This is a genomic window from Paenibacillus suaedae (genome assembly GCF_032337355.1).
GTDB lineage: Bacteria > Bacillota > Bacilli > Paenibacillales > Paenibacillaceae > Paenibacillus_B > Paenibacillus_B suaedae.
In genome coordinates, this window is record NZ_JAVYAA010000002.1 from 1,029,213 (window position 1) to 1,049,891 (window position 20,679).

Here is a 20,679-nt window from a genome sequence, read left to right on the forward strand (position 1 = left end):
TCTATTCATGAGTGATAGTAATGAGCCTACTCTCCATATCTGGAACGTGCGACTCCTTCGTGCCTTAATGGCTTCTGTATTAGAGTATCCACATCTTGAAATTAGGATTGCAGCGTCTCAAGTACGCGCTGCCGCATAAGCGCTGTCGGGGCCTTCAAGCCTGTCCACAATTCAAATGCGATTGCCCCTTGATGAACGAACATGCCGAGCCCATTATGAATCCGGCACCCCTTCGCCTTTGCTGCTTGCAGCAGGGCTGTCTCTAGTGGATTATAGATGATGTCACTTACAAGCATATGGGCTTGCAGCCATTCCGCGGACACGGGTGACGCCTCTATATGGGGATGCATACCGACGGAAGTTGTCTGAATGACGATGTCAACATCGTTCGGCGCAATTGCAGGCGCATCGCCCAACATAACTGCTCTTACATTGCCGAGTCCCGACAAGTCGTCCGCAAGTGACTGCGCTCGCTCCACCGTACGATTTGCAATGATGAGCTCCTTGCAGCCCTCTGTAAGAAGAGCGTGCGCAATCCCCCGAGCCGCACCGCCAGCCCCTATAATTACAATGCGGGAGGATGGGATATCTGCTTGCATCTCTTCCTTCAAGGAACGAACATATCCAAGACCATCCGTGTTGTAACCATGCAGCTTGCCGTCACGTTGGACAATCGTATTGACCGCACCAATCACCAGAGCGCTGCCATCAACCTCATCCAAATAAGCCATCACCCGCTCCTTATGCGGAATGGTAACGTTCACCCCTCCGAGACCAAGTGCGCGAATGCCTGCTACGGCATATTCAAGCTGTTCTGGCCTTACATGAAATGCAGTATATATCCCGTTCACGTCCATCGCCTGCAAGGCTGCATTGTGCATGAGCGGCGACTTGGAATGTGCAATCGGATCCCCGATTACCGCATACACCTTGGAACTGCTATTCATGTTCATTACAAGATTGTTCGAATATGATGCATCCTTATCCGGCATGAACCCCATCCCCCTGCTTATTGACTGTCTCTTCTCTTTCGAAAATTAAATTAAGGAGTGGCGTGCCAGCACCTTAACTCCCTTAGGCGCATGGATCTCAACCAGCGCGCCAGTTGTACCGTTGCACTTGATCCAGCCCAAGCCGGAAATGAACACGTCTGTATCTCCTCCACGCCCAATGCGAAGCTGGTGCTTCGTCCATGCTGGAAGCTCGTCAATTCGTTCGCGAGTCGGTGGAGCGAGCAGCTCGCCGCGGTGATCACGATAGAGCTCGTCCGCACGTTCCAGCTTCGTCCGATGGATCGGAAGATCGTTCGACAAGTAGCAAGTGAAGGATTGACGCTCGCCTTCCACGAAATCAAATCGAGCGAACGCGCCAAAGAACAACGTTTGCCCTTCATTTAATTGGTATACCAGTGGCTTCAATGATTTGTCCGGCAGCAGGGAAGATAAGTCCTCACGGCTCGCAAGCTCCGTCAAGCGGCTCTTGTACACAATCCCCGGTGTATCAATGATATGCTTACCATCGTCAAGCGGGATATGGATCATATCAAGCGTCGTTCCCGGGTAGCGAGAAGTGGTAAGCTCGCCGTCCAAATCGCTATAGTCCCGAATCAAGCGGTTAATTAATGTTGACTTGCCTACATTCGTTGCACCAACGACATAGACATCGCGATTGCCGCGCCACTCGGAAACCTGATCGATCAACCGGTCGAAGCCAAGATTGCGCTTCGCGCTCACGAGCGCAATGTCTACAATCCGAATGCCGTGTTCCTTCGCTTGGCGCTGTACCCAATTGATGATGCGATTCCAATTCGTTACCTTCGGCAGCAAATCGATTTTGTTCACGACGAGCAGTACTGGGTTAGTCCCCACAAATCGCTGCAAGCCGGAAATAATACTGCCGTCAAAGTCGAATAGATCGACAATGTGTATGACGAGCGCGTCTTCCTCGCCGATACGTCCCAATAGGCGAAGAAACTCGTCCTGATCGAATGCGACGGATATTGCTTCATTATAATTTTTTATCCGAAAGCAGCGCTGGCAAATTACAGGCGTCCGTTCCAACGCTTTTGCCGGCACGTACCCGGATGCTTCCGGACTCTCCGTTTGCAGAGCTGTACCGCAGCCGCTGCATTTCCGTGCCATTTGTTCTTCTGTCAATGTCGTTCCTCCTCGTGCCACATTCCTTTTTTACGAAAACGTTTCGTTACGATGCGTTCGACTCGCCGATTAATGCGTGTCATCCAACCCTCATCTTGGATTGCGATTGGATCAACTAATATCGTATACATCCCGATGCGGTTGCCTCCGAGCACATCGGTCAACATTTGATCTCCAACTACCACCGCTTGCTCAGGTGTCAGCCCCATCAGCTTCAATGCTTGATGAAAGGCCCGTTGCGAAGGCTTCCGTGCTGAATTCACAAACGGAATATTGAGCGGCGTCGCAAACCGGGATACTCGCGGATGATCGTTATTCGACACAATCACCACTTGAAACCCCATTTGCTGGGCTTGTTCAAGCCAAGCCGTTAATTCGGGCGTTGCCAAAGGTTCCTTCGCGCCTACAAGCGTATTATCCAAATCCGTAATAATTCCCTTGTATCCTTTGTCCATCAGCTCCGCAAGGTTAATATCGTACACCGTACGAACCCGAAGACGGGGAATAAGCCTTTCCAACAAAGCGGTCACCTCGTTTTCATACGAAAAACTATACCATATTCTTTGTTTTTCGTGCAAAAAAAAGCCGTTCCTATGCGGAACGACTTTCATTTGCCACATTTACGGATACATCTTCCTCGCATTGGATTCGCAAAAACAACTACTTATTGGAAAATGGTCACATGCTATATAACCTGTTATCCGATGTGTTTGTACGCCCGAATTGCTTCTTTCAGTTGCTTCACATCTGATTCCATTACAGGATGCCCGCCATACTTCGCCTGCTCGAACTTATTGACGATCACTGCCGCTGGAGCGCTTCTGCCCTCTCGCTGATCCGACCATCTCTTGGCAGCTTCACGCACAGTCTCATGCGCTCCCTTGCGCATGCCCTTCCATCTGCAATAGCTTAGCCACAAGTCTGTATGCAAAATGATCTGTTCCTTGTAGGTTAAATTACGCTTCAGCAGCCAGAAGAACCGCAGGGAGAAGCCGATCGTTCTCCATTTCCACAATAATAGAAGAAAACATACGGCCGCCATCACGATAACAATCCACTTCGCCCCCTGAACGAGCCAAGCTGGAAGTGATGCGTCTTGCCGCTCCTGCTTCGGTTCTGGCTTCTTCTCCTCTTGCTTCTCTTCCGGCTTCTGTTCTTCCTTCTTCTCTGGCTCCGGCTTCTTCTCTTCCTGTTGCAGACGCGGATAGGTGAAGCCAGGCGTCGGCTCAAACGCAACCCAGCCATAGTCACCCATGTATACTTCGACCCAGGAATGAGCCTCTGCATTCGTCACCTGATACGTGCCAGCTCCACTGTCCTGCGATTGCTCGGCCAGCTCATGAGTGGGAGCGTCCCCGTTCTGACGCGTTCCTGGTGCGTATCCCTTCACCCAGCGTGTTGGGATGCCAGCAGAACGAAGAAGAATGGCCATCGATGTTGAGAAGTGATCGCAATACCCTTCCTTGATTTCGAACAAAAAGGCATCGACGAAATCCTCGCTCTTGCGCAAGGATAAATTCGGCGCATTCGTATATCGATACTGCGTACGCAAATAATTTTCTACCTTTTTTACCTTGTCGTAATAGTTAGTTTCGTCATGTGTTAATTCCTGCGCCAAATCCTTGACTCGCTGCGGAAGCGTATTTGGAATTTGCAAATATCTCTGGAATCGATCCGCATCTGTAGATATTGTCTGTGATGACTTGCGCAAATCTTCCTCGGTAAAAATCGGGACTCGCGAAGTTAGAGTGTAGCTAGTCGGGTATTTATCTGTCTTCGGATCTTCATACCTGACTTCCCCTTCCTGCTCGTTCCAACGCAGAACCGCCTCAAGAGAATTACTAATTGACTCCACCGACTCAATCATTCCTAAACCGAATAACACGGGATACAAGTCCTTATTTTGCATCGTAATTGTTTGTTGAATCATTCTTGTAGGAATGTTTCGAGCAGGCTGATCCGCTGCTGTGAGCTGTTGTCGAAGACTAAAAATGGGATTGCGTCTTGGTGTTTTATCCCAGCCCTGTCCAGTGTACCAGTCCTTCGATTCCCCTCGCCAGTAGCCGCGCATTTCCGTTGTTACGGACATAACAGGCATATAGTCCATGTTAAAGCCATTGCCCAGCTCTGCATCCGAATGGCTGTAACCGGACGTGCTCGTACGAGATCCGCTCCCGCTACCCGTAACCTTCGATACGAGATCCGACATCGGGTTATTCCCATCGCCATAGCGATTGCTCCAAGCGGTATACGGGTCAGTCAAGATTGGCTTGACTTCCGGTACACTAACCCCTACAGAAATAATGAGAGAAATCACGAACACAGCGAGCAGCCCCATTTGCAGCGGGTAACGTACGGATCCGCGCCATATGTTCGGATAGTCCGTGTTCATTTGTTTATAGTGAATACAAATGAGCCAAATCAATGACGCGCCAACAATCCACGCCACCTGCATCCACAATATTTCGTCGGTAAATGAATCCAGTATGCCGAAGATCATAATTTGGACAAGCAGCCATAAGAGAACACGCGCCTTGCCTTGCACGAGCACTACAAGAGATTCGCAGCATAACCACAGTCCTAGCAGAAACCAGATGTAAGGGTGAAATTGAAGGAGCTTGTCCCACCGTTCACCACCATCTGTCCATATATCAAATTGTACGAGGTTCCGATACACGATATAGCATAAAGCTGGGAGGGCTATGATCAGTCTACCTATGAATTGGCATGGGAAGAGCATAACTGCACCCCATAATCCAATCATGAACATGCGCGACATGGCTAACGTCTCGTCGTACCAATACGGTTCCAGCATGACAAGCCATTGCCAGACCATCACAATCATACAGGTCCAGATCATCCGCTCTGTCCAATAGGAGGATAACCACACTTGTATTCGATCATCTGCAGCCTTCTGTACGGTTGAGGTACGTGAAGGAGCGGAGTACGGCTGTTCCGTCTTCATGCGGCCCCACCTCCTAGAAGCTTCGGCAGATCTTGTACTTGAGACAAGGAAATGTAGTGCAAGCGCTGAGAGGCCAGCAAGCGTATAAGAGATTGACTCCTCTCGTTATGCGGGGCTGACACCTCTTCCTTCACATGAATAAAGCTCCCGGAACACCCCAGCTTCGATAATGTCCGCGTATATATCAACACATCTGAAGAGGCATGTCCGCTAATGAAAGCAAGTGAGGCTCCGTGAAGCATCAATGCATGCTCAGTAAGTGCTGCAAGCAGTTGTTCTTGCTCTTCTGATGATTCCAGCTGCACAGTAGACATCCATTGTCGAAATACAGCAATTTCTGGTTTGGCCTGATCAGCCGTCCACCAATTCAATCGCTCCCCGATAGCCGCCACATAGGTTGGGCGTTGACACTGAGCACCGTATTGTACAAGAGATGCCATCGTAGATACAGCAGCTTCAAATTTTTCATCCGCCACTGTTTTATTTCCCTCATAGGAAAGTGAACGGCAATCCAACACAACAATGATAGGCGATTGGGACTCTGGATCGAACTGTCTTGTCTTCAACATCCCCGTCTTCGCAGTTGCATTCCAGTGAATGCGAGATAATTTATCTCCGTACACATACTCACGCACACCGTTTTGTTGTGAAGATTCTCTGTGATGACGGACAGAAGATGCTGCATGCACACCGTGACCTACCTGTCGCTCCGCGTGTGTCCACCTCGGAATAGGTATGACAGTTGGCATCACATAGAAGGCGGATGGCGCATTCAAGCTTCTACACTGCTCGAACAACCCGAACAGATCCTTAGAACTGCATATCGCTGGAGCAAATTCATAATATCCTCTTGCCAAAGACGGAGTCCGGTAAGTGACTGCAGCCGAACGGCCAGCACCTAAAGCAACTGCAGACTCCATCGTATTACAGCTGCTGCCGAAGCGACAGAGCTCATCACGGACGACGAGGTAAGGAATGGGGAGCCAACCTGGTACAGTGACTCGGATGTTAACGTATAATTGCGAATTGGCGGGAAAGAAGACACCTGATCCATCGCCAAGCATTCTTGTTCCCCGTACGCTGCGAATGCCGCCAACTAACACTACACCCCAATACACTAGCAGCACAGTCGCCATAGCTAGCAGCATGACTGACGTCTTGCCGCCTTGAAATAAGAAATAGAACAAACACGAGACGTACATGCTGGCTACAGCTATAATCGTTCGCTTGCGAGCTCCTTTGCGTTGCCACATACGTTGCGAATGATTCATATGCTACGTCCCCAATCGGATTGGTACACGAACACGCTCCGTAATACCGCTTACAATATGCTGAGCTGTAATGCCCTCCATTTTCGCCTCCATGCGCAATACAATCCGGTGCGTCAATACAAAAGGAAGCAGTTCCTTCACATCATCAGGCGTAACGAAATTCCGCTCATGCATCCATGCTCTCGCCTTCGCAGCCTGCATCAAGGCAACGGAAGCGCGCGGGCTCGCTCCGAGCAGGACATGTGCTTGTTCACGTGTAGCCCGCACGATCTCAATCATATAGGCCGCGACTGCATCATCCACATATACATTGCGAACTTCCTCCTGCATCAGCTTGATGGAGGCAATATCCGTGACAGTCTCCGCTCTCTCCGATGGCAGACCTTCCGCATGGCGAATCAGCATCGTACGCTCTGTCTGCTCATCCGGATACCCCAGCTTAAGCTTGAACATGAAACGATCCAGCTGTGCTTCCGGAAGTACATAAGTACCTTCAAATTCAATCGGATTTTGTGTTGCAAACATAACAAAAGGTGAAGGAAGAGAGAAAGTCTGCCCATCTACCGTAATATGATGTTCCTCCATTGCTTCAAGCAATGCAGATTGTGTCTTTGTAGTAGCACGGTTAATTTCGTCTACCAGCAGGACATTCGCCATGATTGGGCCCGGACGATAGACAAATTGCTGATCCTTAGGATGGAAGATGAATACACCTGTAATATCAGTTGGAAGCAAATCCGGGTTGCACTGCACTCGCCGAAATAAACCATTCATCGTACGAGCTAATGATTTGACAAGTTGCGTCTTGCCTGTCCCGGGAACATCTTCAATAAGAACGTGCCCTCCGGCCAGCATCGCTGTCAGCAGAAGTTCAATTTCTTGGGATTTACCTAAAATACATCGTTCCAATGTCGATTGCATCTTTCGCATTAGGGCATGCAATGATTGGTAGGATGACATGGCAACGACCTCCTATTGGGTTCATTCATTATTTTGTAGAAGAATTAGTAACTTTCCACGTGATAACGTTTTAAAAATTCATGCATTTTTTCATTTTACACCATTCAAGGAATAACGTACATGTCCATTCATGGTGAATCTTGTCAAATATCTTCGTTTTATCGCTAAAACCATGGATTGTGATCACCAACAAAAAAAGCTCTGACACCATCGAAATAGCGTCAGAACTTTACATGTATCCTTATTCGATTGACGAGATCTGAATAGAACTTCCACTCATCCCTTAGGTCGAATGACAAGAGCAGCTAAAAAGGAAAACACAATCGCAGCGGAAATGCCTGCACTTGTTGTCTTGAACATACCGCTGACAGGTGCTACCCACCCGGAAGCTTTAATCTCGGTCAAGGCTCCATGTACAAGAGAGTTGCCGAAGCTCGTAATCGGAACGGTTACCCCTGCTCCTGCAAATTTAATAAGCGGCTCATACCAGCCAAGTCCGTCGATAATCGCTCCTGCGACAACAAGAATCGTCATCGTGTGCGCCGGAGTCAGCTTGGCAACATCGAACATGAGCTGACCGATTACACAGATTAACCCGCCTATGACAAATGCCCATACATATATCATCCTGCTTCATCCCTTCATTTCAATCGTTACTGCGTGTGCAATGCAAGGAATCGTCTCCCCTTGCTGGAAGGATAGCGGCGAGAGCAGTGCTCCCGTAGCAGCTACAAGCACACGTCTCAGCTTCCGTTCGCGCAAACGCTTCAGAATGTGGCCGTATGTAACGACTGCCGAGCATCCGCAGCCACTGCCCCCTGCTTGTACGGCCTGCTTGTTCAAGTCATAGACCATAAGGCCGCAATCATTGAAAGTTGTCCGCTCCATATGCAGTCCGTTCTGTTGGAACAGATCATTGGCGATCGACAGACCGATGGATGCCAAGTCGCCCGTGACAATCAAGTCATAATCCTGAGGCTTGCGATCCAGATCGCTTAAGTGAGTCTGGATCGTATCGACTGCGGCTGGAGCCATTGCCGCCCCCATATTGAATGGATCCTTAATTCCGAGATCGACAATCTTGCCGATCGTAGCTGCAATCACACGAGGCATGGATGAGTATTGCTTCTCTGCCTTGGCAACTACAGCTGCTCCAGCACCTGTTACTGTATATTGCGCCGTAGGCGGCTTCTGGGAACCATATTCGGTCGGATAGCGGAACTGCTTCTCCGCTGTGCAGTTATGGCTGCAAGTAGCTGCCATCACCTTGTTCGCATTGCCCGAATCTACAAGCAGAGAGGCAATCGCAAGCGATTCCATCGATGTCGAACAAGCACCAAATACGCCAATATAAGGAACTCCCAGGGTACGCGCTGCGAAGGAATTGCTAATAATCTGATTAAGCAAATCCCCGCCGACAAAAAAGTTCAGATCGTCCTGCGTAATATGGGAATTAACAATTGCAAGCTGCGTCGCCTGCTCCAATAGTTTACGTTCGGCTTTCTCCCAGCTTTTCTCCTGCATATCAAGCGTATCATGTATATAATCAAAGTCAGCAGCCAGCGGCCCTTCTCCTTCATCAGGACCCACAACTGTTGCCGTACCAATGATCGCTGGCTCACTCTGGAATCGCCATGTATGACGTCCGATTTGCATCCAAATCCCCCTTCCTCATGCATGCGTTCATAATGCGGCAGCAGGTCAATGCTGGAGTCCAAAGATCAAATAAATCAACGCAACGAAGAACGCCGCTACGGTTCCGAACACGACGACCGACCCTGCCAATTTGAATATGTTCGCTCCTACCCCCAGTACTAAGCCCTCACTGCGATGCTCCAATGCCGCCGAACACATGGAATTGGCAAAGCCAGTAACCGGGACGGCCGTACCCGCGCCTGCCCACTGTGCGATTTTGTCGTATACGCCGAAGCATGTAAGAATGACGGACAATAAAATTAAGGTGACGACTGTCGGGTTGCCTGCCTCCTTCTCGCTCATTCCTAAATACGTCATATATAGCTGCTGGATAACTTGTCCAATCAAACAAATCGTTCCGCCAACGAGGAACGCACGAATGCAATTTTTGCCTACCGTCCGTGCGGGCTCCCGTCGACTGGCGATTTGCTTGTACTCTTGCTCAGAAAGCGTCCAATTTCCTGATTTCCATTTCGGTGTTCCGGATTTCGTTGATGACGCCATATCTCCACCTCCTGCAACATACTTGTGTAGCATTCATCATTTCACATGCATCATCATTCCTACACAGTATTTGTCTTTCGGAGATGGAATATGTCATGTATCTCATACTGCCTTCATGCACAGCCTACAACAGTCGCTGCAGGTGCAGCAGAAGCAAGCAAATAGCGAGCAGGACGAACAGAACAAGCACAATACAGCTGAACAACGGTACCATGACCCTGTTATCCAAATTCACTCTTCCTCTCTGCATTACTGGATACGGCCCTATGCGATACATTAGTGTATGCAGTTCCTGATAATCCGCTACAAGCTAAGGAAGAATAGCCTTCAGGATGTCCATATTCGGAGGATTCGTTTATTCGCTATACAAATAAGCGCCCCCAGTCCCCACTCAGCACAGAAGCTGAGTACGGGCCTGAAAGGCGCTTACTCGTATCAACCACTATTCTATTTCGTAAATCGAATCGTTCCGAAGCATTCTGGCATGTGGAAATTAACTGCACCTGTCGGAGCCCAAGCATCATAAGTGCGAGCACCAAGCTTATCTTGATCAATTCGGAACCAGTTCAGACGGAAATGAGAGCCCACTTCTGGTGTAGTACATTCCAAATCCTCAAAGCGAATCGCCAATTCATATATCACTCTGCGTACTGGAACATTGACATACGACACAGAGGATAGCAGATGCTCAGCATTCCATTCCGGATGGAAGCCCTTCGGTTCGCCAGGATTGTTCGTAATGTAAGCATCGAATATCACATTATGCGGACTTACATTAAATTCATAATAAGCTCGGCCATCCCCGTCAGGATCAATGAAGCACTCTACTACATCCGCCTCGTACAAAGGATCATCCCGGTCAGTATATGGGCTGACGATGTAATCATCCTCGCATTCAAATTGCATATGGAACGTCGTATCTGTCCAGCAAGCCCTCACCTTCGTCTGTTGGCGTGGAGCTGCCCCCGTTACTACATCTACTAGCTCTACCGAATCCGTTAAGCTCCAATCTGGCGTACCGCTTGGCATATAGGTACATGGATAGTCCAGCGGTCTATGCAAATCATTCTCTGTATGTTGCATTCCTTGATGCTTAGCCGATGTCATTCGCTCTCTCTCCTTATGCTCTATCATTGTTGTCCTAGCACAAGTGTAATCGATTTCGAGTTAAATAGGTATCACGTGTTAGCCAACAAGCAATAGAAAATGTCGCACATATAGAATAGGTTGTGAATAATAAGAGATTGCGACATCGTGCTCCATCCGCTCACACCAAAAAGAGCCGCAAGGCAATCCTCGCAGCTCTGTACGGTTTCTCGATTTCTTCATGACCAGGCTCAGCTCTTATTCGTAATAGATCAATCTCGCTTCACTTTATAAAACTCATGATACAGCTTCATAAGCGCCCGCTTCTCTATCCGTGACACATACGAACGCGAGATGCCTAATTCCTTCGCAATCTCCCGCTGTGTTCGCTCATCGCCGCCTCCATCTAATCCGAACCGCCCCCGGATAACCTCCTGCTCCCGTTCATCCAATATATCCAGATTGCGATATATTTTGCTTTTCTCGATCTTAAGCTGCACCTTCTCGACAACCTCATCACTTTCCGTGCCAAGTATGTCAATTAATGTAATTTCATTACCTTCCTTGTCAGTCCCGATCGGATCGTGCAGCGATACATCCTTACGTGTCTTCTTCAAGGATCTCAAGTGCATCAAAATTTCATTTTCTATACAGCGAGCTGCGAAAGTAGCCAACTTCGTTCCCTTGTTCGGCTGAAAGCTCTCGATCGCCTTAATCAATCCGATCGTACCTATCGAGATCAGATCCTCAAGATCCTCGCCGGTATTATCAAACTTCTTCACAATGTGGGCAACAAGCCTTAAGTTATGTTCAACTAACATATTTCTCGAATGTGCATTCCCTTCTGCCATAAGAAGCAGGTGCTTTGTCTCCTCTTCCTCTGCCAACGGCTGCGGAAACGCATTGTTCTTCACGTATGAGACGAGCAGCGATATTTGCTTAATGAAGAGTGCGATCGCCGTGAATAATCCCGTCATGTAATAGCCACCTCCAGAAGTCTGACGACATTGTGTTCTGCATCTTGCGCCTGTTCATTCTCGATTCTCTTTCACAGTTGTGGCGCAGTGATACATTGTATGTAGGCGGTGGCCTATACGTGCATGTACGAGGAAAGCTGTATTTTCCCTCGTTGTTCAAGGTTGGATATGAGCTCCAAAAAGTAAATGTCCATAGGTTGTAAAATCTGAGGTTTTGCATCCTCTGACATCAGATATGCGATCATTCAGGATCAGGAGGGATTCCAGCTCGAAGTACATGGAGCATAGCTTATTTTAAAACAATGTTATTTAAGAGATTTTCCAAAGCGTATTTCTCCCTACTAACAATTTCATCCATACTCGATACTACTTTATCTAAAAGGGAACTATTTTGAGTCATGTTAAATTTTATTAACCTGAAAAGATTAGTTTCACATTTATTTTTAACTGCAGAGTAATCGTCATAAATCAAACCAGAATTTTCAAGGAATCCTAACTTCTCCATGAATTGAATACGTTGCAACATTAACTTTTTATGTTCAAAAAGAGTATGAAATGCTCTTAGATCACATTCTTTATGCACTGCTTTTAGGTAATCTCTCATATAATTATATACATTTATTCCAAAAACATAATTTTTACGGTAATGTTCAGGCTCACGTGGTGTAGATTTACCAACAAGATAATCATTGATTGAATCAATAACCAAATCAATGTTGAATTCATAAATTACTTTGGGATTTATGTTATATAATCTTACACATCCATTAAAACCTAAATAATCCTCGTCAGCATTTTTTAAAGATGAATACGCTTTCTGTAATTCGTAAAAGGAACATGTATTATATGCATAAATTCCGTGTTTGAAATTGTCAGCAATATTAAATTTCTTTAACGATTTATTGTATCCGAAAACAAATAAATCGTGTGTAAAAGATTGCTTTTTGTATGCCCATGATGCTGATATATAGTACTCATCTACAATTAGATAAATATAGTATCCTAAATTAATACAATCTATAATAAATCCAACTATATCGTTGTTCCATTTATTCCTAATGAAGGTTTTATTAATAATTTGTTCTGATATAAAAGGACATTCATGAGCATAACCAGTGGGAAAATAAATAGTTGGTTTCTGTGGGTTATTAACTAATTGTATATAATTACTTAATATCCAAGGAGATGCTTCGGGGACATTTGATATTACAGATAATAGGTTTGAGTATACGGGATATGAGGAGAGAATTGGAGGTGACATAGGTAATATCTTTTCATTTGAAATATTTGACGTGCTACTTGTCATATTATTTCTCCCCTTCAATTGTGATAACATTTAATTGTATTGATTCCATGTTTGTGATATATTGGATGGTTAAAAGCACAGGTTTCGATTTAAGTTCAGATTCCTCCTTAATTTTATTATGAACTAGAATCTAATTCACTTTCAATATGTTTTTCCGATCATCATACAGATGCTCATCTCCCTTGGCTTGCTCATTCATCTCGGACACATCATTCCCTTACGACCATCAAGACTGATTCAAAAGAAAAAGCCACGGATCACAGCGTGGAAATAACACTGCGTCCATGGCTTTGTTTTCGAAATATCAGTTCTTTTTGCTATAGTCGAATGTAAACTTCACGGGTGTGGACATTCCCTCTATCCAGAGATAGGCGTCGTTCGTTCCCTTTAGATTCCCGACAAGCTTAATCGAAAATTGGAATTTCCCCGTTTCCGAGCTTGTTGTATGGCCTTCGTACCGGACTTTCCCTTTCGAATCGAGCACTTTCAAATTCACTTTGGACTGGCTTCCATTCATCACCAGACCATCGATCGTTAATTTCCCTGCATCGACATCTATCACAGCTCTTGCGCCCTCAATCGGTGTGACCGTACCGCCTCCAGAAAGATTATAAACTCCAAATTCATAGAAGGAATAGCCGTATTCCGTATTTTTTTGAACGCCTTGGAATTTGACGTATCTAGCTGTGGCTGGATCAAAATGAACGGTTTCTTTTCCAGCATGCGCAGTAATGATTCCGTTATTGTCCTTAATTACACTGATCCAATTCTGATTATCATCGGAGACAAGGAGTTTGTAGGTTTTAGCTCGGGCATTCTCCCAGTCGATACTAACCGTATCGAATTCTTTGGATTCGCCAAGATCGACTTGGAACCAAGTGTCATCCACATAGGCGCTCGACCATCTTGTCGAAGAGAATCCGTCTACAGCATTTTCCGGCGCCAATCTCGCAAGGGAGCCTTCTACGGAAGATGCAGTCGCTGGTTTATTTTCGGCCAGATTACCAACGAGGCTATAAACCTCTTCTTTCAACGCGGCGTAAGCCGTATCCGAAATGATATGGTCTGCCCATAATTGATCTAGTTTCACATTGAAGCCTTTTAGGTACTTGTCAACCTGGCCCGCTTCTGTTCCTTCAAAGCGTTTCATCAGTTCCAAATAATTGTTCAGCGAACGAGGGGCTTCGGCCGTCGTAAACTGATTCTGTTCTGCGAATCGATCCACATGTGCTTTCATCGTATCGGCCGTCGACACCGCTCTGATGATGTAAGTAGTCGTCTTGGATTTCGCAGCGGCTACAGTGACGACCAGTTGATGTTTATCCGGTTTTCCCGCCAGATCAAATGGTGTTCCCGGGATGTAAGGTTTACCATCCATCAAGACCGTTACCTTCGCCAATCCGCTTCCATCGTCATCTTTGATTTTCCACGTAATCTGAAGGGTCTCCGTATCCGGTATGGCCATATCGCCATTTAACTTTTGTCCGTTGATGAATATGTCCGCCTCCGGCGCCGGGCTATTGTGGACGACGTATGTTCCGTTTAAATATTGATACAGCCAGTCATACATTAAACGCAAACTTGGATCCTTGCTTACTCCTAAGTTGTAAACGGCATTATTTCCTTGGTAATAAGCTCTAAAGCCATTTTGCATCAATCCCGTTTCAACACCGCTGTTCAAGTATTCGATAAAACGCTCGCGGAGTACGGCGTCCGTCAGCATCCCGTCATCAAACTCGACTTCATTCCCCATCCTGTACCGCTTTGCATTATTCGCAGCATCCTCCAGACGGTCAACATCCATTCCACCGAAGAAGTAATTCGGCTGATAAGCAGCAGCATCTATTCCAACGTCTTTCCACATATACATTTTGTATGCCAAAGAGTGAGGAATCCAGAACACCTTCAAATTCATGGCATGCACTTTTTCACTCATCATTCGAGCCACGTCTGGTCCCGTTTCACCTATATCGATTTGTTCTGGCAGCCAGTACATACCAACAAGCTCAAGATTTGAATAGTTCGCAGCATCCCATCTTTGCTGAACCTGATCGAGCCACCACTGTATCGCTTTCCCCCTGTTTTCAAGCGCTTTATCTCTGCCGACAACGGATTCGTTAAAATTCAAGGAACCAGTACCGTCAACGTCACCAAAATCGGTTAAAGATCCTCCTGGATCCGGAATCATTAACACAACCTTCTCTTTATAATCAGGCTGGTTCAGCTTGGCTCCGACTTCCTTGGTAGCCTCATTCAAGTTCTGCATATCCCCCGTGGACGCAAATGTTTTATCCAAATACCATTTCCAGTCTTCTAAGTTCGTTTGCCCTAGACCGTAATCACGGCCAGCAGGTGAAGCAAGCCCGAGATATAAAACGCCATCAAAAAGCCAATCGGTAGGCTCGCCATCCTTATTCACATAACTGATGTTAGGAATAAACCGCTCCTTGCTCCAATCACCCAAACCATTTGCATACTGTCCGTTATACAGTAAATTCAGGTTTCGGATACCAGCTGTCGCTTCACTCGGCTCTAAAAAATGAGGCTGCTCAGTAGGAACGGTTACTGCCCCGTCTACCTTGCCGTCCGTACCCGTTATTTCAATTTCGTCAATGTATTCCCATTGTGAAGGATGCATCGTAAAGATGATTTTCACGTAACGGGCATAAGCCAGCTTGCCATCTGTTTTCCCGCCATTGATTCCGTCTCGGCTTCCGTCCCATGTAAACGTCTCCTGTCTAGGAGGCCCTGATCCCCAGAGCAGCTGAGTGGCGTTATGAGAGAGCAATCCCCAATTCTCCTTATCGTCGGAAACATACATCGATACCTCTAACGGCACGAGGATAGAGTTTGTGGGGAAATCCTGAAAAAAGCGGGCTGATATCTTGCCGATCGACTTTGCCTCGCCCAAATCGAACACGACTTCACGTGCTTTTCCGCGCACATGTCCTACCCACGCCGGGTCATTCCTATCCAACTTTCCATATTTCCCATCTGTAAGCTTATAGCCGTCGTCCGGATGCGATGCGTCCGGCTGTTCAGACCATTCATAGGGAAGACCTAACGCAAGATTGCGGAATTTCATCTGATCCTCTGATGATGCTGCTTTTTGATATACGTCCTGTGTTTGATTAGCCTGATCCATAGCTGTCCCTCCGTCATCCGTTGGTTGTTCCGGTAAGGTTTGTGGATTTCCCGCGTCATTCCCTTCTGTCTGGATCGCATCTCCCGTCTCTGTGATGGTCACTGTCGGAATAGTTGACTTCGCCTGCACCACAGAAACTGAGGTAATCAGCAATAAAGCTGCAATCAGAACCGATCCCCATTTTTTATTCGATTTCATTAATTCAGCTCCTTTTCTTATATTATTAAGTACTGAAATTCCAGAAACCTTTCACCACTTCCTTTGTTCTAGACGAACTCTCGATTTTTGATCCCCCCTTTCGCAGCATCCGGCATAAACCATTTAGGGAGCACTTGCAGAAACAGGCACCCAAAACCCGAAAACGAATGAGTAGAAGCTGAGTAAAAACGTACTGCGTACCAGCCTTCAAACAATAGCTTCAAGACCAATTTAGTTAGCGCTTTCAAAACAGAAAAAAATATTTCGCCTGTAGATCATTTTGAACGCGATCACGACCCTATACATTGAAATATGACTGTAATTTCTTCCGCATGGGTTCATGATAGAGGGGGACTTGCAGGAGAACAAGCAACATAATTTGATACACTACGCAATTTTTTTCATACGCCATACGAGAACTACTGTCTGTGAAAATACGTAAACTGACATTTAAAAAAAGGCCAAGTCCGAACTGGACACGGCCTATAAGAACCTATATCATTCCACGTGAAATCATTGATTTGAATCAGGTATAGTCACTTCAGTTGGAAGATCCTCATCGTTCATCTTTGTATGGATTTCGGAAGCCGTGTTGCCAGCAATAAATTGGGCGTCCGCCCAATCGGCGTGATCGTTGCCATTTCCATCGCCGGCATCGGTAACGATTAACTTTAATTGTTTTCTGCCACTAACATCAACATCAACAAACTTGGCCAGAGTGTCTCTTTTCATCGTCCCGCTGTCAAATAATAATTCACCATCGGCCCATACTTGAAAAACTATGGATCCGCTATCGTTATTGTGTGATTCGTGATCTAGGCCTACGTAGCTTTGAAAGCGACCATACCCTCTCCCGGCAATGTCGTAAATGATTTCTGAAATAGCATGCGTTCCAATTCCTTTATCATAGGTAACAATGCCCGAATCAGTTAACAATTTAATCGGGTTCTCTCCGACACTAGCATCTCGATGAATCGTTCCCCAGCCAGTCGTCGCATAAATCCACGGAAGGTCGCTTACATACAATTGTGGAGTGACGTTAAAATGAATCTTATACGTTTTCGTCACTGATCCATCTGCCGAGGTGGCGGTAATCACGGTAGTACCCGGAAGTTGTTCAGCCGGTGAAATATCTACCTTAACATCATTATTGGCCGGAATGACTTCCACCGTAGGTACATCCGATATCGTACCTTCCAAATATGTCATGTAATAATCTGTAGTTACTTGATCAAAACCTGATAAGGATTCCCCGTTGATCTTGATGTCATCTACTAACACCTCTTTCAACAGCTTCGCTCCAGCCCAATCAGCATGATCCGCACCATTGCCAACGCCACCGTCCATTACTTCCAACATAAGAACATCGACATTGGAAACATCAACATTGACATGCTGGACATCCGCGTTATCTTTCATTACACCGCTATCATAGAGCTTTTCCCCGTCTCCCCACACTTGAAAGATGACAGAGCCCCCATGAGTTTCACCGTCTAGTCCAATATCAGAAATAAACCTTGAAAAGTTTTTACCAATATAAAATGAAGCTTTAGAGTATGCATGGACACCCAATCCTTTTTCATACCCTTTACCGTTCAGAGTGATCATTTTGCCATCTCCTTGATAGTTCCCACCGACACTTGTATCCCTTTCAATCGGACCCCAGCCGTTCGAAACGTTGCCAAAAAATTGCATGTCGCTTAGAAATGCATTTTCTGTCGGAGGGGCGGACGGGATTTGTACGGATAATCCTGAGCGTACATGCCCCTGATTTCCCCCACCAGAATCGAACATGACATCCGCTGTAAGATGACTCCAGCCAGCCTCAGCGTCTTGAGGCGCCGTCACCTTCCAACTCACCTTAACGGAATTGTTTTTGCCTTCCGGTGGCATGGTTTTAAATGTGGTGTCCGAACCGGGGATAACTTTCCATCCTTCCGGTACATTTAGTTTGAGATCCAGGTTATGAACAGCGTTTCTACCATAATTGGTCATCGTTGTTATGATCGTTTTGGTTTCACCTGGGGCTATTAAAGAAGGACCGTCAAACGATATACCAACAGCGGCAGGCACCTCGTTTGGTGTCCCCGGTGTAACACGGTAGGTGACCGCTGAAAATGGTTCAACATCGGAGAAGATTTTGCTGGCATAACTCAATTTTTGGCCAGTCCAATAGTCTTCAGCCAAATAAACCGAGGCATGTTTGAAACCTAATTTTTCCGGCTCAGCACTAATTTTTGTCGCGGCAGTAGTCCGGTTGACCAATGTAATCATTTTGCTTCCGTCAGATAACGATTTCACCCAAATTTCTTTGCCGTCATTATTGATAACACGCTTAAATCCGTCAGTTGAAACCTCATTTTTCGTTCCCGGACTGATGCGATACATCATAATTCCGTGAGCCGGAACAGAAGCACTGATTTTGTCTGTGGTCGATACCGTTTCATGTGCCCAGAGATTCCGAACCGTATAAGTTTTCTTGTCGACAGAGAATGGTATGCCCAATTGACTAAGACTTATCTCCACATTTAACGCAGCATTGCTTGAGTTGAAGAACACCACGGCTTTGTCCCCATTGGCCATCGGTTTCAACAATACCATACTACCGTCGTTTTGCTGCTTGATGGGACGTCCCTGTAGCCCGATTGGATCCTGATTCACCGCAATCACTTCACGATTGGTGTAAATATCCATAATTTCTTTGGAGGCATTCAGTAAATCGGTACCCACGAGCAATGGCGAAGCCATTATGGACCAAAGACTAAATTCGGTACGATATTCTTCTAGACTCATGCCCCCGTTACCGATTTCCAACATATCAGCATCATTCCAATAGCCCGGACCGGCGTACGGATACAGTTCAACATTCTTAAGGAAAACGACTAACATCCTTAGATACGAATCACTAATATCACCGATTGTCCGCCACAGATTGCCCACCTGCTTGCCCCATAACCACGGATCATCGCCTCCTCCAACGCTCATACTGAAAACAATGTCCCGTCCTGTAGCCGCAAGCGCATCACGCATCTTCTCATAGCGTTCCTGTATCGGTCGACCCTGAGGATCGCCACAATTATCATACTTTAAATAGTCGATTCCCCACTCGGCAAAACTTTGGGCATCTTTCTCTTCATAATTGAGACTCCCCGGATACCACGCACAAGTCGTGGTACCTGCGCTTGCGTAGATACCAATTTTCAGACCGAGAGAGTGAACATAATCGGCGACTTCCTTAATCCCGTCTGGAAACTTTGCCGGATCGGGAACCAAATTGCCGTTTTCATCGCGCTGACTAAGCATCCAACAATCATCGAGGTTAACGTATTGATAGCCCGCTTCTTTCATCCCGGATTCTACCATCTTTTTAGCCGTTTCCTTCACGAGAACGGCATTCACGTCACAATGAAAGGCGTTCCAACCGTTCCAGCCCATCGGAGGTGTTTCCGCAAGCCCATTGTCAAGCGCAAAGGCCTGCGAATAATTGAACCCAAACAAACCAATGCACAGCACAAACAATAACAAGAGCTTTGCCAACGACTTTTGAAACCGGGAGTTGTTCATTATAACTATCATCCTTTCTTTTATTTTTTCTCGTACGGATTGTCAAATGCAACAGTCAGTATAAGTACAGACCTAGCCTCCTTTCTTCTTAACAACGATTCCCCCTGTCCCAGGTGAATGCTCGATTTTGATCCCCCCTTTGCGAAATCCGATATAATCCAACTTGGAAGCGATTTCAATATTTTCATAAAGTCGATATCTAGAGCTCAAGTGAGACAAGTCGGTGCTGCAGACCAGTGGGTTCATATGTAAATGAAATACAAGAAAGAAGAAGCATGGTAGGAGTATTCAGAAACTACACGGGGAGGAAAGAAACGATGATACAAAATATCGATCATCGGAAGTAGGGCTCTTCGCTGTACAGACGGGTAAAAGCATAGTTGCTAGTTTCATAACCCTTGCGCCGTCAAGAGAATTTCAGCCATCATCGCATCGCCCACGCTTCAAATAGCAGAGTGAAATGTGAGAGCGATCGAACCCATTTCACTGGAAGTTGAGTGAATTTGGTACATGATTGGCATTTCACTCGTGGTATTCTAGCAGGCATGTCGGTTTTCCAATCCCAAAAATAATTGTTTTATGAGCAGTATCGACAACATTTCAGTTAAGTGGCGAGGAAGCGATTTTGAGCTTAATATTGCTATATTAAGACTCGATTCTGTGCGAATATCATTTTCGATACTCATTAAAGTCTTGAAGTTCTGAATATATTCTACAGTTGAGCTGACATGAATATAGCTCTCAATCCATATCTACATGAGATACGCACATTTTATAATTATGTAATGCTGTAACTACTGTATATCCTAACGATTGTATAAATAATAATCTGGTAATATCGTTCGTGTTTTT

General features: G+C 46.1%; 15 protein-coding genes. All 15 read right to left on the reverse strand.

All coding sequences use genetic code 11. The annotated features are described in order from the left end of the window. Positions 1-101 precede the first annotated feature (101 nt). Positions 102-992 carry a shikimate dehydrogenase gene (gene aroE, locus RQP50_RS12495; RefSeq protein ID WP_072728929.1) on the reverse strand — a complete coding sequence of 297 codons (891 nt, stop codon included), beginning with the start codon at positions 990-992 and terminating at the stop codon, positions 102-104. 45 nt (positions 993-1,037) lie between these two features. Next, positions 1,038-2,141 carry a ribosome biogenesis GTPase YqeH gene (gene yqeH / locus RQP50_RS12500; RefSeq protein ID WP_315745754.1) on the reverse strand — a complete coding sequence of 368 codons (1,104 nt, stop codon included), beginning with the start codon at positions 2,139-2,141 and terminating at the stop codon, positions 1,038-1,040. An 11-nt stretch (positions 2,142-2,152) separates the two neighbouring features. Continuing rightward, positions 2,153-2,677 (reverse strand): YqeG family HAD IIIA-type phosphatase, encoded by a 525-nt coding sequence (locus RQP50_RS12505; RefSeq protein ID WP_028531308.1) that lies wholly within the window; start codon positions 2,675-2,677, stop codon positions 2,153-2,155. Positions 2,678-2,853: 176 nt separating this feature from the next. Beyond that, positions 2,854-5,121: a transglutaminase TgpA family protein gene (locus RQP50_RS12510; RefSeq protein WP_315745645.1), complete on the reverse strand. Its 2,268-nt coding sequence runs from the start codon at positions 5,119-5,121 to the stop codon at positions 2,854-2,856. Then, a complete protein-coding gene (locus tag RQP50_RS12515; protein ID WP_315745646.1) occupies positions 5,118-6,392 on the reverse strand; it encodes a DUF58 domain-containing protein in 1,275 nt (424 codons plus the stop codon). The genes RQP50_RS12510 and RQP50_RS12515 overlap by 4 nt, the downstream gene beginning before the upstream one ends. A 3-nt stretch (positions 6,393-6,395) precedes the next feature. Continuing rightward, positions 6,396-7,352, reverse strand: coding sequence for an AAA family ATPase (locus tag RQP50_RS12520; protein WP_072728932.1), 957 nt, complete (start codon positions 7,350-7,352; stop codon positions 6,396-6,398). Between the two features lie 276 nt (positions 7,353-7,628). Next, positions 7,629-7,979: a stage V sporulation protein AE gene (gene spoVAE, locus RQP50_RS12525; protein ID WP_021256860.1), complete on the reverse strand. Its 351-nt coding sequence runs from the start codon at positions 7,977-7,979 to the stop codon at positions 7,629-7,631. Positions 7,980-7,985: 6 nt separating this feature from the next. Continuing rightward, the gene (gene spoVAD, locus RQP50_RS12530) at positions 7,986-9,008 is read right to left on the reverse strand and encodes a stage V sporulation protein AD (protein WP_021256861.1); all 1,023 of its coding nucleotides are present in this window, start codon (positions 9,006-9,008) and stop codon (positions 7,986-7,988) included. 45 nt (positions 9,009-9,053) lie between these two features. Beyond that, entirely contained in the window at positions 9,054-9,551 is a 498-nt protein-coding gene (gene spoVAC, locus RQP50_RS12535; protein ID WP_021256862.1) for a stage V sporulation protein AC, read from the reverse strand. Positions 9,552-9,998: 447 nt separating this feature from the next. Continuing rightward, positions 9,999-10,658 (reverse strand): carbohydrate-binding family 9-like protein, encoded by a 660-nt coding sequence (locus tag RQP50_RS12540; RefSeq protein ID WP_315745647.1) that lies wholly within the window; start codon positions 10,656-10,658, stop codon positions 9,999-10,001. 78 nt (positions 10,659-10,736) lie between these two features. Continuing rightward, a complete protein-coding gene (locus tag RQP50_RS12545; RefSeq protein WP_175560682.1) occupies positions 10,737-10,880 on the reverse strand; it encodes a hypothetical protein in 144 nt (47 codons plus the stop codon). A 29-nt stretch (positions 10,881-10,909) separates the two neighbouring features. Further along, positions 10,910-11,614, reverse strand: coding sequence for an RNA polymerase sporulation sigma factor SigK (gene sigK, locus RQP50_RS12550; RefSeq protein ID WP_072728934.1), 705 nt, complete (start codon positions 11,612-11,614; stop codon positions 10,910-10,912). A gap of 289 nt (positions 11,615-11,903) precedes the next feature. Further along, a complete protein-coding gene (locus tag RQP50_RS12555) occupies positions 11,904-12,920 on the reverse strand; it encodes a hypothetical protein (protein ID WP_315745648.1) in 1,017 nt (338 codons plus the stop codon). A 304-nt stretch (positions 12,921-13,224) separates the two neighbouring features. After that, entirely contained in the window at positions 13,225-16,263 is a 3,039-nt protein-coding gene (locus RQP50_RS12560; protein ID WP_315745649.1) for a DUF4855 domain-containing protein, read from the reverse strand. Positions 16,264-16,776: 513 nt separating this feature from the next. Next, on the reverse strand, positions 16,777-19,827 hold the full coding sequence (locus RQP50_RS12565; RefSeq protein ID WP_315745650.1) for an NPCBM/NEW2 domain-containing protein: 3,051 nt from the start codon (positions 19,825-19,827) through the stop codon (positions 16,777-16,779). Positions 19,828-20,679: the final 852 nt, after the last annotated feature.

Coding starts and splice junctions, on each gene's coding strand:
- aroE (WP_072728929.1), bottom strand. CDS start 992: ATGCCGGATAAGGATGCATCATATTCGAACAATCTTGTAATGAACATG.
- yqeH (WP_315745754.1), bottom strand. CDS start 2,141: ATGGCACGGAAATGCAGCGGCTGCGGTACAGCTCTGCAAACGGAGAGT.
- RQP50_RS12510 (WP_315745645.1), bottom strand. CDS start 5,121: ATGAAGACGGAACAGCCGTACTCCGCTCCTTCACGTACCTCAACCGTA.
- RQP50_RS12515 (WP_315745646.1), bottom strand. CDS start 6,392: ATGAATCATTCGCAACGTATGTGGCAACGCAAAGGAGCTCGCAAGCGA.
- RQP50_RS12520 (WP_072728932.1), bottom strand. CDS start 7,352: ATGTCATCCTACCAATCATTGCATGCCCTAATGCGAAAGATGCAATCG.
- spoVAE (WP_021256860.1), bottom strand. CDS start 7,979: ATGATATATGTATGGGCATTTGTCATAGGCGGGTTAATCTGTGTAATC.
- spoVAD (WP_021256861.1), bottom strand. CDS start 9,008: ATGCAAATCGGACGTCATACATGGCGATTCCAGAGTGAGCCAGCGATC.
- spoVAC (WP_021256862.1), bottom strand. CDS start 9,551: ATGGCGTCATCAACGAAATCCGGAACACCGAAATGGAAATCAGGAAAT.
- RQP50_RS12540 (WP_315745647.1), bottom strand. CDS start 10,658: ATGACATCGGCTAAGCATCAAGGAATGCAACATACAGAGAATGATTTG.
- RQP50_RS12545 (WP_175560682.1), bottom strand. CDS start 10,880: ATGAAGAAATCGAGAAACCGTACAGAGCTGCGAGGATTGCCTTGCGGC.
- sigK (WP_072728934.1), bottom strand. CDS start 11,614: ATGACGGGATTATTCACGGCGATCGCACTCTTCATTAAGCAAATATCG.
- RQP50_RS12555 (WP_315745648.1), bottom strand. CDS start 12,920: ATGACAAGTAGCACGTCAAATATTTCAAATGAAAAGATATTACCTATG.
- RQP50_RS12560 (WP_315745649.1), bottom strand. CDS start 16,263: ATGAAATCGAATAAAAAATGGGGATCGGTTCTGATTGCAGCTTTATTG.
- RQP50_RS12565 (WP_315745650.1), bottom strand. CDS start 19,827: ATGAACAACTCCCGGTTTCAAAAGTCGTTGGCAAAGCTCTTGTTATTG.